The organism is Eubacterium sp. AM46-8 (assembly GCF_003466705.1).
Lineage (GTDB): Bacteria > Bacillota > Clostridia > Lachnospirales > Lachnospiraceae > Lachnospira.
The window spans coordinates 1-15,109 of record NZ_QSEU01000013.1; the positions used below are offsets into that span (position 1 = coordinate 1).

At 36.0% G+C, this 15,109-nt stretch carries 14 protein-coding genes and 1 rRNA gene; 2 read left to right on the plus strand and 13 right to left on the minus strand.

Annotated features, from left to right (window positions below):
- The 5 genes from DW963_RS09370 to DW963_RS09390 all read right to left on the minus strand — a co-directional run.
- Nucleotides 1-62, minus strand: a 16S ribosomal RNA gene (locus tag DW963_RS09370); the annotation flags it as partial.
- 471 nt (nucleotides 63-533) lie between these two features.
- On the minus strand, nucleotides 534-1,082 hold the full coding sequence (locus DW963_RS09375; RefSeq protein WP_117915304.1) for a zinc-ribbon domain-containing protein: 549 nt from the start codon (nucleotides 1,080-1,082) through the stop codon (nucleotides 534-536).
- Between the two features lie 19 nt (nucleotides 1,083-1,101).
- Nucleotides 1,102-1,875: a CvpA family protein gene (locus DW963_RS09380; protein WP_117915306.1), complete on the minus strand. Its 774-nt coding sequence runs from the start codon at nucleotides 1,873-1,875 to the stop codon at nucleotides 1,102-1,104.
- A 15-nt stretch (nucleotides 1,876-1,890) separates the two neighbouring features.
- On the minus strand, nucleotides 1,891-3,159 hold the full coding sequence (locus DW963_RS09385) for a DUF5711 family protein (RefSeq protein WP_117915308.1): 1,269 nt from the start codon (nucleotides 3,157-3,159) through the stop codon (nucleotides 1,891-1,893).
- A gap of 62 nt (nucleotides 3,160-3,221) precedes the next feature.
- The gene (locus tag DW963_RS09390) at nucleotides 3,222-4,382 is read right to left on the minus strand and encodes a LysM peptidoglycan-binding domain-containing protein (protein WP_117915310.1); all 1,161 of its coding nucleotides are present in this window, start codon (nucleotides 4,380-4,382) and stop codon (nucleotides 3,222-3,224) included.
- A 176-nt stretch (nucleotides 4,383-4,558) separates the two neighbouring features.
- Here DW963_RS09390 and yyaC point away from each other — a divergent pair, with 176 nt between their 5' ends.
- A complete protein-coding gene (gene yyaC, locus DW963_RS09395) occupies nucleotides 4,559-5,143 on the plus strand; it encodes a spore protease YyaC (RefSeq protein WP_117915312.1) in 585 nt (194 codons plus the stop codon).
- On the opposite strand, the gene DW963_RS09400 is transcribed toward yyaC, so the two are convergent.
- The 3 genes from DW963_RS09400 to DW963_RS09410 form a co-directional block, all read right to left on the minus strand.
- On the minus strand, nucleotides 5,079-6,170 hold the full coding sequence (locus DW963_RS09400) for a hypothetical protein (protein WP_147347591.1): 1,092 nt from the start codon (nucleotides 6,168-6,170) through the stop codon (nucleotides 5,079-5,081). The two genes, yyaC and DW963_RS09400, sit on opposite strands and share 65 nt — an antisense overlap.
- Before the next feature lie 39 nt (nucleotides 6,171-6,209).
- Nucleotides 6,210-8,498 carry a hydratase gene (locus tag DW963_RS09405; RefSeq protein ID WP_117915316.1) on the minus strand — a complete coding sequence of 763 codons (2,289 nt, stop codon included), beginning with the start codon at nucleotides 8,496-8,498 and terminating at the stop codon, nucleotides 6,210-6,212.
- A gap of 83 nt (nucleotides 8,499-8,581) precedes the next feature.
- The gene (locus DW963_RS09410; protein WP_117915318.1) at nucleotides 8,582-8,998 is read right to left on the minus strand and encodes an HIT family protein; all 417 of its coding nucleotides are present in this window, start codon (nucleotides 8,996-8,998) and stop codon (nucleotides 8,582-8,584) included.
- 157 nt (nucleotides 8,999-9,155) lie between these two features.
- On the opposite strand from DW963_RS09410, the gene DW963_RS09415 reads away from it, so the two are divergent.
- Complete coding sequence (locus tag DW963_RS09415; protein WP_117915320.1) at nucleotides 9,156-9,896, plus strand: ATP-binding protein; 741 nt, start codon at nucleotides 9,156-9,158, stop codon at nucleotides 9,894-9,896.
- Here DW963_RS09415 and DW963_RS09420 read toward each other — a convergent pair.
- The 5 genes from DW963_RS09420 to DW963_RS09440 all read right to left on the minus strand — a co-directional run bounded on the left by DW963_RS09420 (nucleotide 9,877) and on the right by DW963_RS09440 (nucleotide 15,108).
- Nucleotides 9,877-11,328 (minus strand): DUF6382 domain-containing protein, encoded by a 1,452-nt coding sequence (locus DW963_RS09420; protein ID WP_117915322.1) that lies wholly within the window; start codon nucleotides 11,326-11,328, stop codon nucleotides 9,877-9,879. The two genes, DW963_RS09415 and DW963_RS09420, sit on opposite strands and share 20 nt — an antisense overlap.
- Nucleotides 11,329-11,341: 13 nt before the next feature.
- Complete coding sequence (locus tag DW963_RS09425; protein ID WP_117915324.1) at nucleotides 11,342-11,674, minus strand: hypothetical protein; 333 nt, start codon at nucleotides 11,672-11,674, stop codon at nucleotides 11,342-11,344.
- A complete protein-coding gene (locus DW963_RS09430; protein WP_117915326.1) occupies nucleotides 11,665-12,093 on the minus strand; it encodes an A24 family peptidase in 429 nt (142 codons plus the stop codon). The genes DW963_RS09425 and DW963_RS09430 overlap by 10 nt, the downstream gene beginning before the upstream one ends.
- Before the next feature lie 22 nt (nucleotides 12,094-12,115).
- Nucleotides 12,116-12,937, minus strand: coding sequence for a TadE family protein (locus tag DW963_RS09435; RefSeq protein WP_117915328.1), 822 nt, complete (start codon nucleotides 12,935-12,937; stop codon nucleotides 12,116-12,118).
- Between the two features lie 74 nt (nucleotides 12,938-13,011).
- Entirely contained in the window at nucleotides 13,012-15,108 is a 2,097-nt protein-coding gene (locus DW963_RS09440) for a DUF5702 domain-containing protein (protein ID WP_117915330.1), read from the minus strand.
- Nucleotide 15,109: the final 1 nt, after the last annotated feature.

The following is a 15,109-nucleotide window of genomic DNA, read 5'->3' on the forward strand; positions in this document are numbered from 1 at the left end:
ACTTGCATGTGTTAAGCACGCCGCCAGCGTTCATCCTGAGCCAGGATCAAACTCTCATAAAAAGTTTGCCTCGTCAGTTATAAACTAACTAGCTTAAATAGTTTTACCAAAACTTACTGTTTAGGTTCGTGTATCTTTCGATACTCGCAAGATTCATTAATGAATCATTTTAAAATTCTCAAAGAATTTCAAGGTTGTCTTTCTATTCAGTTATCAAAGATCTGTATCGCTCAAACCCAGTATTTATCTGGTGTTTTAAGTCTTATTTGTTACCGCTTACCGCGGCGACTTGTATATAATATCACCCGGTCTACCTGTTGTCAACAACTTTTTTCATTTTTTTTGATTTTTTTTGTTTTTTCATTTTGCATTCCTGTAACATTACAATATATATGCGTCGTCAGTCACATTTATACTATATATTGATTCCAGATGTATGAGGTATTTTATATACAAAAAACACCTTATCTTAAAAAAGCTTATTTTAACACTTTTTCAAGACAAGGTGTCTATACATTATATTATACTGCAGATTATAACCGACCTGTCTGCTGATATCTTTGCCATGCGCTCTGATATTTGAATGTATATATAGTAGCATATATACCGCATACTAATATAAGCCATCCACCAGGCATGCCTGCAAGTAAAAGCATGTAAATCATATTAAATACCGAATAAACCAGAAGAACAACTGCACAAGCTCTGCTCTTTGCCACATGAACTCCTACGCCTAGTCCAATTACAATAATCACATCTAATAATCCAAATATGTTACCACCCAATATAACATTAGTAATTAATGATATAGCACCAATTACATATGTTATTATAGCAGCAATTGTTATGTTCTTTATAATTGTTTTTATGTTGGCACACTGGTTGAATTCTTCTTTAGTCATTCTTGTTGTTCCAAAATTCATATTTCCAGACATATCATACTGCTGGTAACCCATATTATTCTGCTGATATCCAGCTTTATTGTTCTGCTGTACATCTGCACCCCCCTCCAATGGTGCACCACAGCTTTTACAGAACTTTGCCCCCTGTTCGTTTGCTCTTCCACATGATTTACATATCATCTTTCTATCCTCCCTTATTTTATCTTATTGTACTAAACAGCAGTCTTGTAATCGGATTGTTATTATATAGTGCCTCTAAAAATGCATTTTTATGTATCTGCGCTAATATATTAGCTGCATTTTCTGTTCCGCTTATGGCTGTAACAACTGTGAAGAATATCCACACAACTACAAGACCTTCTATAAGGCCGACTATTACTCCACCCAGCTTGTCTGCCTGTTTTATAATAGGAAGTCTTCTTATTATGCCTGTTGCTCCAATGATTATCCTTAACACTATAAATACTACTACCATTATCACTATATATATAATAGCTGTCAATATAATATTGGATAATCTGAGTGCAATTATTCTTAAACTTATCTCTTTAATAGAAGCTTGTCCCTGCTCATTAATAATTGTCATAAGTTCTGATTCCGGCATAGCCTCGATAGCATTTGTAAGACTTTCTGGAAGATTAATTCTGTCTCCAACTTCCATTATTGCTTTGCTTATATTCTGTAAATGTTCTCCCGCCTGACTTATATTAATCCCATCCGGAATCATCTGTTCGTTTGAAAAATACTGGTCTACTTCTTTGTTTTCTGAAAGTATTGTATATATTGACTGTGCCATATTTTCGTCGATATTAGTTTCATTCCTGATTGCAGTTGTGGCAAGTGGTGCTATTATAACTGCTGCCAATATTGTTACAATCATGGATACAAGCGATAATACAAGTCTTATCACTCCCTTTCGCCAGCCTATCACCGCAAATATTGCGAGAATCAGTATTACTCCTGTCAACAGCATACGCCATCCCCCTTATCATTTTAGTTTAATTGATTGTATGTATTTAGAGTTAACCACCGTATATACACCTCTGCTTCCTGTTGGCAGAACATCTATAACCGGCATATCAAAACTAATATCAGCCAGTTGCTTACCACGCATATTCATAAGTACAAATGATGATGCATTACTCATTATTACGCTCTTTCCATCAAACTGCACATTAGTATACTGTATGCTAAATGTTGTATCAAGCACCTGCTTGCCAGAAGTATTATATACTACTAATTTATATGGATCTCCCGACTCCGAATTATCAAGCACGAGTCCTATATACTGGTCACTATAAAATACTCTTTCTATCTCGTTATCTATCTTGATGGTGTGTTCAAGACTCGGATACTCTTTTATCTTATAAATGCTCACAACATTTTCACCAACAGCAACTGCCATTGTGTCATTGATGAACTTCACATCGCCAACTATAACATCATCATAATTAAATCCGCCAACTACTCGTTCCGTCTCATTCTTTCCTACATCCGAAAAGTTATAGAACACCACATCTGTCTTAATCTCATCTCCACTCACCCTAATAAATGAAGCTATCAGTTTCTTAGCATCTGGCGATATACTCACATCAATTGGATATCCATCTCCAGATAATGTTGTTTTGACACTATATATCTTCTCGCCATTAGTGTCATACATATTAATGTAGTTGGCATTATTATCATCTAGCACTGCCGCCATCTTACCGTTATCTGACACTTCTATCTGAAGTATCGGCATGGAAGTATCAGCCTTGCCTACTTGTCCACTTGTATTAAATGAATATGCACTGCTTCCATTAATATCTGCAACCGCTATTGAATTACCACATATACTTACTTTCGGATTCTGCATTGAATATGTCTGGTTCCAGATTACTTTCCCGTTACTCTTATAATATGAAATTCCGTCATTGCTATATCTTACATATCCGTCTGCAAATGCGATATATTTTGATGATTCTATGTCATCCCTGTTAACCGAAGCCGATATCATATATGAAGAATAATCATAGTTATCTATTACTCGTGATACGATATATGCTGCAACAAGAAGCACCGCAACCACTACAACTGCAATAATTACAACTCTTGTTTTGTGTCTGCGTATTCTCTTTCTTACTACAGCCTCGTCAAGAACATCATCGTCTGCTTCGTAAGATGCTGCTGTTTCTTTATTAATATTAACAATTTTCTTTACCGGAGCATTTCTGTCTCCATTAAATCTGGACTTACCAGATATTATATCTGCCATAAATTTCCCCTTTTCTATCGCATACTTATGCTGAGATAATTATACAATATTGGGGGATTTAATCAAGGAAGTTTTATCTGCTGACCTATGTAAAGTATATTTCCATCTTTGATGTTATTATAAGCTATGATTTCATTACATTTGGATGTATCCCCATAATATCTCTTGCATATTCCCATTATTGTATCGCCAGCTTTAACTGTGTATATACTTGCTTCACTCACTGTTGCCGCAACTGTCTGCTCCTCTGTCGGCTGTGGTACTGTTACCGTTACAACTTCTGTTGAAGTTGCGCTGACACTTGCAGGTTCACCGTCTGTCTCTGCCTCTGTTGGATACACACCACCTTCTAGTTTATTAACAGGAACAATATTTTCTTCTGTTGCAGTGTCATTTCCTGACATCTGCACCATCAGACTGCTTATTGACTTATCAAATTTCTTCATTTTCTGATAATTATTCATAAGATTAATGCTTATAACAAGAATAACAACTACCATAAATGCACTGACACCGTACATAAATCTTGCGCTCTTTTTCTGCTCATGCATCTCTTCTTTCTCTTTTATTATATTTCGGATGGACTTCATAACCTTGTCCTGACCATCTTCACACGAACTTCTTTCTCGGCGCTCCAGCATATATTCCTGCATTTCATAATTCCTTTCATAAAAGCAGACATATCCCTTCTGTTTCTTCAGTTCTCCATTCTCATACAGATAAAAATTTTCTTCCTTTTCAACTGTATCAATCAGATAAAGTGTTTTCATGGAACCCGCGAAATTATCGAGATGTATTTTCTTCAATTTCATCATTCTTTCCGGTGTAACCTCTGGAATTGCTGCAAACCATCCTACCACTGACAAATTCGGAAAATATTTTTCCACATCCGAATATATTCCGTTCCATACATTTTCATTGAAGTACACTCCCTTTTCTTCAACTTCTGTCCCCAGTTTTGCTTTTATTATTCCCTTAATAAAAACACATTTTTCATTACCATCAGTCTGACTTTCTCCGAGAAGTACGCCTGCCTGTGAGTCTGAAGGATTATTGTACGCAATTGAATTTATATATGTAAAAGCATAATCCTCTATATATATTTTCTTGTCAGAGCTCACTTCACCTATCTGTTTAATGTTTTTCGGTCTTCTAATGGCCGCACCTCTTGTAACTTGTTTAGACTTGTCTGAATTCTCTTCATTACATATTATTTCTATCATGGTGCCTCCTTATACTATTACTCGCTTGAATAATAACACTGTCGAAAAGAAAAAATTATCAGATTTTGTCAGCAATCCAAAAAATATCAAAAACATTTTTTGGAATAATTATCAAGACGGGCGCGTACACATTATAAAGAGCTTGTCTTAGCTCTTAAAATGGTCTGGAGGAGATTATGCTTTATTATTTTGATTCCAATAATCCAAAAGCCCCTGCTCAGATAGGGCATATACTTACTAATATGGTTACTGATATCATTCTTCCCAATCAGGAGATTATAATCCTGTGCATAGGAAGCGACCGTTCAACCGGAGACAGTCTTGGTCCTGTGATAGGCCACAAATTCAAAGACTTTATCTCCCCCGGTCTTTATCTTCTGGGAGATCTTAACCAACCCATTCATGCTGCCAATCTTAATCACTGCATAAAATCCATTCAAAAGACATTCGACAATCCTTTCATAATTGCAATTGATGCCTCTCTGGGAAAAGAAGAACATATCGGTATGATTACATTAGGAAAAGGTCCGTTAAAACCAGGCCTCGGCGTAAAAAAAAGATTGCCTGAAGTTGGCGACATCCACATCACAGGAATTGTTAATTCTTCCCACGACATGGAGTCATCCTCACTTCAGACAACCCGTCTGTCCATTATATTCCAGATAGCTGATGCTATCGTCCTCGCTTTAAGAATATTTAATGACGATTATTATATACAGCAAGCGCCTGAGCTATCGTATCTGCTGAGTCAGACTTCATAATTGAATTAAGCTCTGAAAGCTTATCAACATTAATGAATTCTTTACCAAGATATGCTTCGTAGTTAGATGATATGTATATTCTCTGCTTCTTCACCAAATCATCCAACTCATCATATTCCTTTTTCTTCTTATTAAGCTCATTTTCCATGTTGGTTATCTTGTCAGCATAACGTTCATTGATTTCCGAGATTATATCAGCCTTGGTATTCTTTTCAAATTCTTCCAGGGCTGAACTCTTCTCTTCCTCAATTCGTGCTATATCATCATGTAATGCATTAATATCAGAATCAAATGATTCAAGGCCATACATATCTTCATTCTTATCTTTTCTGATATTCTTCTCAATCTTCTTAATACGTTTCTTATTATCTGTTATCTGTATTCTTGTATTCTGTGCTGCCATTATTGTTTCGGCATGCTTTAATACAACTTTTCTAAAAATGCATTTGATAACAACAATACTCACTAGCGTTATTACCATACAATATACCAAAAGTATCCATTGTGGAATCATTGGCAATAAGAATAATGCAACTGGAACAGCTACATACAGAATCAGTATAATTGCTATATCTATTACATAATCCAGCAGTTTCTTAGGATTAAACACTGATATAAACAACTGACTATTAAAAACTTTAGATATATTCTCATGTATAAAAGCTTCATTAATCTGGTCTGCAAGATCTTCATTCTGAGCCCTTAAAGATGCTGTCTCAGCATTGATTCTCTCTTTAACGCCGGCCATCTTTGCTTTATCTCTTGCTGCAGAAACTGCCTTAATCTTATCCTTATCTGCATTAATTGACTTATCATATCCATCACATATTGCATCTGTACTCGCTTTTATCTTAGAGTCCATTTCATTCTGCTTTTCTTTTCTTGCATTATCTAATTCTTTAGAAATGTCTTTAACGCTTTCTGCCAGCTTCTCTAATCTGTCCTTCTTTACGTTATGCTCTTTGATATCGCCAATAATCTGTTCAAGCTGTTTCTGATTACCATTTAGTATATTCTGTTCTGCCATCTGCTCACCAACTTCCGTATACACTAATATTTCATCTTATTATTTGTTCTCACGATAATAATTAATAAGACATCCATCAAGAATTATCTGTCTCTCATCATCTGTAAGTTCATCCAGCTTAAGTTCGAACTCTTTCATATCTTTATTAACAACAAAAGCCTTGATTGTAGATACTTTATTCTTAATTGCATCCTGAATCTCTGGAATAAAGATATAATCTCCATTCTCAAACGGAAGCTCTCCCTTATCAATTATGAATGGAAGCATACCCCAGTTGATAAGATTTGAACGGTATCTCTTAGTTGCATACTCATTAGCAATGTTAGCCCATCCGCCAAGTACCTTCTGGCATGATGCTGCCTGCTCTCTTGCTGAACCATCACCCGGTTTAACTGCAAATATAGTACTTCCAACACCAACATTAGACTTATGCACATCATATGTTTCTTTAATCTTATGCATAATGTCTCTCAGCTCTGGTAAAGCTTCTCCCATGCACTGTCCTGCTTCTCTTGCCTTCTCTGCCTTCTGTACTTCCTTAGCACGTCCTACATATGCAGGATCCTTTCTTGAAAGTGCAAATTCAGCAAGACCAAGAGGATTAGATCTGAATGATGATGTCTCTCCTGATGGAATAAGCTCATCTGTTGTTGTAACAGGATCATGTATCTCAGATACAACCTTAATAATAAGATTCTCTGGAAGTGCAACCATCTCTGGCCAATCCTTGATATTAGGTCCAAACTGGATTTCCTGTTCCGGATCTGCAACACCCTTGCTGTCAAATACTCTGTTAGCATAGATTGAACTATCAAAATGATATGCTGGTCCTGTGAACTCTACATCCATGTCTGTTGCTGCTGTAAGGTATCCCTTATTAGCTGCTGTTGCTGCAATAGAACGTGCATCCATAAGTGCAACAGATGATATCTGTCCATTCTGTAACTTAGAGCCCTCTCTGTTAGGGAAGTTTCTTGTTGAATGTCTGATTGAGAATGCATTATTAGCAGGTGTATCTCCAGCACCAAAGCATGGTCCGCAGAATGCAGTCTTAACAATTGCACCTGTCTCCATAAGATCTGCAAGCCTTCCATTTCTTGCAAGTTCAACATAAATTGGTGTACTTGCAGGATATACGCTAAGCGTAAACTCATCTGCACCAATTGACTTTCCTTTAAGAATGTCTGCTGCTGCACATATATTTTCAAAACCACCACCAGCACATCCGGCGATAATTCCCTGATCAACATAAAGCTTTCCATTCTTAATCTTATCTGTAAGCTTATATTCAACCTGTCCATCAAGGCTTACAAGAGCCTTCTTCTCTACATCATGAAGAATATCCTCAAGGTTAGCATTAAGTTCTTCAATTGTGTAGGTATTGCTTGGATGGAATGGCATTGCAATCATTGGCTTGATTGTGCTTAAATCTACATATACAACGCCATCGTAATAAGCAACATTTCCAGGATTAAGTTCCTTGTAGCTCTCACTTCTTCCGTGAATATCATAGAATTCCTTAACCTTATCATCTGTTCTCCATATAGATGAAAGACATGTTGTCTCTGTCGTCATAACATCTACGCCAATTCTGAAATCAGCACTAAGTGATGAAACACCAGGTCCAACAAACTCCATAACTTTATTCTTAACATAACCATTACCAAATACTGCTCCGATAATAGCAAGTGCAACATCCTGAGGACCAACTCCCTTTGCCGGTTCTCCTGTCATGTAGATAGCAACTACTCCTGGTCTGTTAATATCATAAGTCTTATTAAGAAGCTGCTTAACAAGCTCAGGACCACCTTCGCCCATAGCCATTGTTCCAAGAGCTCCATAACGTGTATGACTATCTGATCCAAGAATCATCTTTCCACCTTCAGCCAGCATCTCTCTTGCAAACTGGTGGATTACAGCCTGATGAGGTGGTACATATATTCCGCCATATTTCTTTGCACATGTAAGACCAAACATATGGTCATCTTCATTAATAGTTCCGCCAACTGCACAAAGACTGTTATGGCAGTTAGTAAGTACATAAGGAATTGGGAATTTCTCAAGGCCTGAAGCTCTTGCTGTCTGGATAATTCCGACAAATGTAATATCATGTGAAGTCATTTTATCAAACTTAATCTTTAACTTCTCCATGTTTCCTGATGTGTTATGACCTTCAAGAATTCCATATGCAATAGTATTCTTAGCAGCCTCTTCCTTTGTTACTGAACATCCTGTCTTGGCAGCTACTTCATTCACAGCCGAAGCACTATCCTCAACAATATCAATGCCGTTGATAAGATATGCTCCTCCATCACTTAATTTAATCATGCTTTCTCCTCTTTCTATATATCATTACGGTTTCCCGCTTAATATCCATTATTCATATCCTCATTAAATAACATACACAAACATTAAAGATAAGGTGTAACCTTTTCTACTATTGATGCTATAGTATCAGTGTCTGCAGTTCCCGGAACCCAGCCAACTTTAACTGTATCACCTTTAATTCTTGGAATAATATGCATATGGAAATGAAATACTGTCTGCCCTGCTACTTCTCCATTGTTCTGAACAATATTAAGTCCATCAAAATCCAATGCCTTCTTATATGCTTTAGAAATCTTAGCTGCCACTTTAAATACATGTGAAGCAGTGTCATCATCAAGTTCATATATATTGTCAAAATGTTCTTTCGGCAATATAAGTACATGTCCTTTAGCGGCAGGATTGGCATCAAAAATAACTTTTACGATATCATCCTCATAAAGAGCATTCGTTGGAATCTCGCCGTTTGCCAGCTTGCAAAAAATACAATCATCCTTTTTCATACTATTTCCTCACTTTGCGCGAAATTTGTCGAAATACTTTTGTTTACATGCATTTCGAATATGTATATACTTTAATATCATAACTTAAACAGGGATCGATTACAACCTTGTAGCAAAAAACTTATCAAATTTATGTTTGAAAGGACATATCATAATAATGTTAAACTTTAATGAATATCAGAAATTAAGTGAATTAATTAAATCAAATCCTGAATTAGAGCCAATAATTAATAATATGTCATTAGTCTCTCTTTCAGAGCTGTCCATTGATTCACATGATATAAAGAACTACATAGCTTACTTAAAGACAACCTTCCAGCTTGTCAGGAAAAAGTCTCCTGAAATATGTGATAATCCGTATTTCAACCGTATGGAAAAAGTTATTTCACAACTTATATATCATATGGAAAGAACAACTCTATACAGATACAGCATGAAGAAAACTGAAAAAGTATCTGTCAGCATCAATAACATTATGTATGAAATCCCTGATATTATCGATGATACACTCGATAATTCCTGTGAATTCTCTTTCTGTCTGGATGATATACCCGATATTCTTATCAATCCAGAACAGTTAAAAACACTTCTCACCGAAGCTGTTCTCAACGCATGTGAGGCTTCCGGATGCTCTGGTGAGATAACACTAATAACCAGAAAAGAGTCTGATAGTATATTAGTCCAGATTGTAAATAACCGTATTATTTCTGACGATAATCATTCTGGCAATGCTCCGCTTGATTATAACCAGCTTATCAAGCCATTCTTTTCTACTAAAAAAGATCATGTTGGTGTAGGGCTTTCAATCATTCACCAGATATGTCTTTCTAATAATGCAAAAGCTGATATACATGAACAGGAGGGAAAAACTGTCTTATCTATATTATTTCAACTATAAATGAAATTGCTGCCAGCTTTAATATATCGCCATTATGAAGTTCTTTCTTCTCATGATTGCCCAGCCTTTCTCCATTAAGATATGTTCCATTGGTTGCGTTAAGATCTTCAACAAAATACTTATCTTCTTTGAAATCTTCATGATATATACAGCAGTGCATTCTGCTGACAACCTGTGCCTTAATCACTACATCTGACATTTTATCAAAACTTCCCAATACATATGGATATTTATCCATATGTATTACATTATCAGCGTTCTGTATCCCTCTTATATATATACGAACATCCCCTACCAGCTCTTCATCCTGTAATATAAGATTTAAAGTCTTTTTCTTGTTAATCTCCGGCATATAGTCTGATAACAGCATTGTCTCATTACATATATCATCATAGGAAATCTCGTTCTCTTTCTGTTCTTTCTTATGCTCTTCCTGCTGTGCCCGCCTGCGTTCTTCTTTGACATCAGCCTTCACTGAATATGGAATTGCTTGTTTTTCTGACACAATAACAGTCCTGCCACGCTTAATTTTCCCTTTCTTAAATGAAGTTAACATTCCAACCCCTGCACCGATACCTATGAAACTCCATATAGAAGGTATATTATAAGGAATAACTCCTGGTACAAGTAAATTAATCATTCCTGATATGATAAGGACGGCTGCAATTATTATCCGCACATTTTTAGCATCATGTTTATCAGATTTCTCCTCTACATCAGACACAATCTGCTCCGGCATAACCGTCTTAACCTGTTTCTTTTCAACAGACCGATTATAGCTCTCCATATTATTACTTTCTATATTATTGCCTGTATTATTTTCTATATTATTTGATGTGTTATCAGATATATTATCAGTCTCCGGCTTCTTCCTTGTAACCACACCAAACATTCTCATCAGATTGTATGGATCATAGTCACCAACTATCACTTTCTGATAGACTTCATACAATTTCACAATACTCTCTTTATCTAGACTATGATCAAAATGTTCCAGAATGAATTCAAATAATATCTTAAGACTCTCGTTAAATGTATGATTGTTCAATCGCGTATGATATACAAACTGCAGTTTCTTAGTTCCTACATCCATATATATGTATCTTGGTTCTATCTTTACATGGTCGATATCAAGCATATAATCTTCCGCTATCCTTACCATCTCTGAAATGTTGACACATATTGATTTAACATCTTCCATTGTCATCTTTCCATATTCATAATATTTGCTAAGCTGCTGTCTGGAAGTAATATCATAATAAATCCCGTATTTTCCATTAACCGAGTACATGAAAAAATGCAAAAAATGTTCCGGATTATTGCGTTTTAACATCTTATACTGGTAATCCTCATACTCGGAAGAATCCTCTATAACCAGATAATTACTGTTATTCTGATGCTCATATCTAATATTAATATCTTCTTTCTCCAATACCAATCCCTCCTCAATTAATCTCAAGCTTTCTCAATGCATTAAATATTCTTATTGCCTTTTCCGGCGAATTGCTTGCCACAGGTGATGACTCACCATCTATCTTACAATCATTAAGAAAAATAGTTCTCTCTTTTAAATACTGCTCTGCTTTCCCAACATATATCTCTTCAGCATCTTTCCCAAAATCATTCAGTTCTGTCTGCACAACCACCTGACTGTTAACACTTGCCTTTATAAGTTCATCATGCATGTCACAGCACAGCCTCAGCGTTATCATAATTATTATCATAAACATCGGCACTATCACTGCATTTTCCACCGTATACGACGCTTTTATCCGCATAATGTAACCCCCATATATGAAAGCAGTATAAACGGGATAAATGGAATAGTATCTTTCCGCCTCAGTTTCTTTAATATCAGCAGAACCCCACTAATAACGCACACAACCATCATTGCTCCAATAAACACGGATATAGCCTTGCGTATTCCTATTGCTAATGCCACAATTCCAATAACAACTGCATCTGCAACCCCGAGCATATGCGTTATGGCACACATTAATGACATCAGCAGAGTTAATCCTGTTATAACCAGCAATTCGTATTTATTAAGCTTTGCTGTTCCACATACACTCTGCACTGCTCTTATGCCTGCCACAATAACACCCATGGCTGTCAGCATGCCAATATGAATTGATTTTCTTTTTATATCTATGACTGACATGACAATTAATCCTGCCAGAATAATCACACTTTCCATATTCCATATACCCCCTCTTTAATCACGACTGGCTACATTTGATACAACATTCCATGCTTCGGACTTTATCTTTCTTTACTCTTAATATCGTCCTTTGCAATGTATAACAATCAGCAGACATATGATACTTATCCCCATAGTCTGTATAGTAGACAACTAACGATTCTCCATTACACTGGGTACATCTGTAATATTTAGCCCCTGAATTGTTTCTTAATTGATTTATTTCTGATAAATTTTCCGTCTTGATATCTCTTCTAAGATAAGTACATGCCAGATCTGTATGATACACTTCCCCATATTGTGTTATATACACATATTCTGATTCCTCATCTGATTGTGAAGAGAACCCGTCTTTATCCTCACCCAGCCATATATCTGTTATTCTCTCTTCCCGTACAGTAATCCCCCTGACACCAAAGATATTAAAAGGATTCTTTATTGTATATACCAGAGATATACCGACTGTCGAATCATCATCTGCTATTCTGGAGTTATAAAAATTCCATCCAGCATTACCGCCTGCTATATAATGCTTTCCTGCATAACCGGTTCCAACCTCATCTACAAAAATCGCAAAAAATGTAGACCCATTTATATTTCCCATGGTTGCTTCATTTACATATGAATATGTATTAAATTTTCTAAGTGCATTATATAGTGCATCACTCACATGCATTTTTATAGCTATTACCTGTAAAAGAAACATAACTGTTGCAACCGCATATATAACCAATGGAATAACTAAAGCCGCTTCAACAGTTGCTGATGCAGGAACATATCTCTTGAATTTTTTTAGGGTGAAATTTTTTAGAGAGAATTTTTTTAAGATGAAATTTTTCATCTGACTGCAACTCCTTTCATAATTATTAATCCTGCATCCAACTGTAATTTAGAAGCATATGCTGCTAAACCCAATTAAATATATGAACATCCCATTTCCTGTACATATACCTGCTTTCTTCCTGATATCCTGAATACTGCTTCACCTTTTGCGCTGACAACATAATTCTTCATTCTGAAATTCTCATGCCCCATGCTTATCATTCTTAGTTCCATTGCCCCCATTGTCCTGTAATTCCTGTGTTCCGCACTCTCCATTAAAAGCAACATTCTTATATAGTCCTTGTAATCAAGTCCTTCATCATCAGCTTCCTTATCTGTGTCAAATGTCATATTCAAAAGTCCTTCAAGCGATAATTTCCATGACTGGCTGTTTTTTAATAACTTTACCTTCTTACCGGCATATATATCACGCATATCCATAACTGCCTCTCCATATGCCCATATTGACATTATCAGATACTGTCCTCCCTTAATAAGTGCCATATTGCCAGTAAATCCCAAAGCACTGGTTGCAAGTGTTAAGGCCTGTGCTTTCTTATTCTGATCTGTGATAAGATACGCCATATTCATACCCGTTCTTATTCCCGACAATGCAAGCATTGTCTGCTCCAGATTTTCTTTATCACTATCTCCGCCACACAGAATATATTCGAGTGTATAATCAAGACATTCAGCATCATTTGCAGATTCTTCAAGATAATCTGTATAGCATTTAAATCTCGTCATAAGATACTCATTCATCAAAGCATCCTCTTTTATGGCATCTACAGCAGAAATATTCTCCTTATATTTTTCTGACATACTGGTTGCAAGATCTCCATATGTAATTGTTTTTTCAGATATATTGTCGGTATCCATTACAAGTGCCAGTATCCCATCAGTTATCATCTGTCTGACTTTCTTTATAGCTGATAAACCAGAGGAATCCGAATCAAAATCTATCTGTGAATAATCAAATTTCATTCCTTTGGCCGATAAACCATATAATGACTCCCTGCACTTAACAACAATTCCCATAATTTTCTGTCTGTTATTGTAAGAAAGGTCCGTATCAAGTTCATTGATTATATCCTTCACTCCATCCAGTATAATTTTATTTCTTTTAAGTGCAGCCGTTAATTCCTTAATATTGCATAGCATTTTCTTATCTGACTCATTGTCTTGTCTTATTACTTCAATATCTTCCAGCAATCCTTTCTGTAGTTCATCTCCTAATATATTTCTGTGTAATTTAACCTTCTCAACACATTTGCCCAGCTTGTCCTTTGCACCCGTCTTTGCATTCTCATATTCGCCAAGCAGCTTTAAAGCTTCCTCTGTCTTACTGTCTGCTCCTTCAATAACAGCTTTTAACATGTCATAATTCTTTTTATAGAAATCCGCATACGAACTGATATCTCCGGAATCTTTCATATCTTCTGTGATGCCTTCAGCATCCTCATACATATCATCAAGTATCTTTGATACATCTACATAACCTGGTTGTGAGACACTCACACTCTTATAAACTTTATCCTCATCAACATACAAAGTCTCTTTAGAAACCGTTCCATTAACTGCTGATTTGACAAAATAATCAGATACAGCAACAGGTTTTCCTCTTCTTATAACAATACCTGTCTCAGTTGTCTCAATCCCATCAACAAGTTCAATAAGGCGCAATGTTTTCACATCTGCTTCCCACATCATTTCTTCACATTCTGTTATATCTTGTGTTATTTCCTGCACTTTCTGTGACTTTTCCAGCTCAGCCTGTGACTGCTGTGATATTCCCAACATATCCCCGTATATTTCATATTGCATATACCTAGCAATCTCCTTCTTAAGATATGTTCCTCCTTTATCAGTTATGTGTTCTATGTTATCCACATTGATTCCTAATAAAGAAATGTCTTTTCCACATGAAGATAAATTTTTCTCAACATATTTCTCAATTTTTGCCTCTATTCTGTCAGTATCCTCAAGAAGAAATATGTCATATTCATTCAACATATCATTGTGATATGAAGAAAATGCAGCTTCCACTGACAGCATACAGGCTTCTTTAATCTGTGTATTATAGTAGCAATCTGAGGCCGACTTTATACACGCACTTATTAAAGAAAGAACAATAGTCATGGATAATGCTGCCATTATTGTTATATGTGCATTAATTCTTTTCCCCGACACA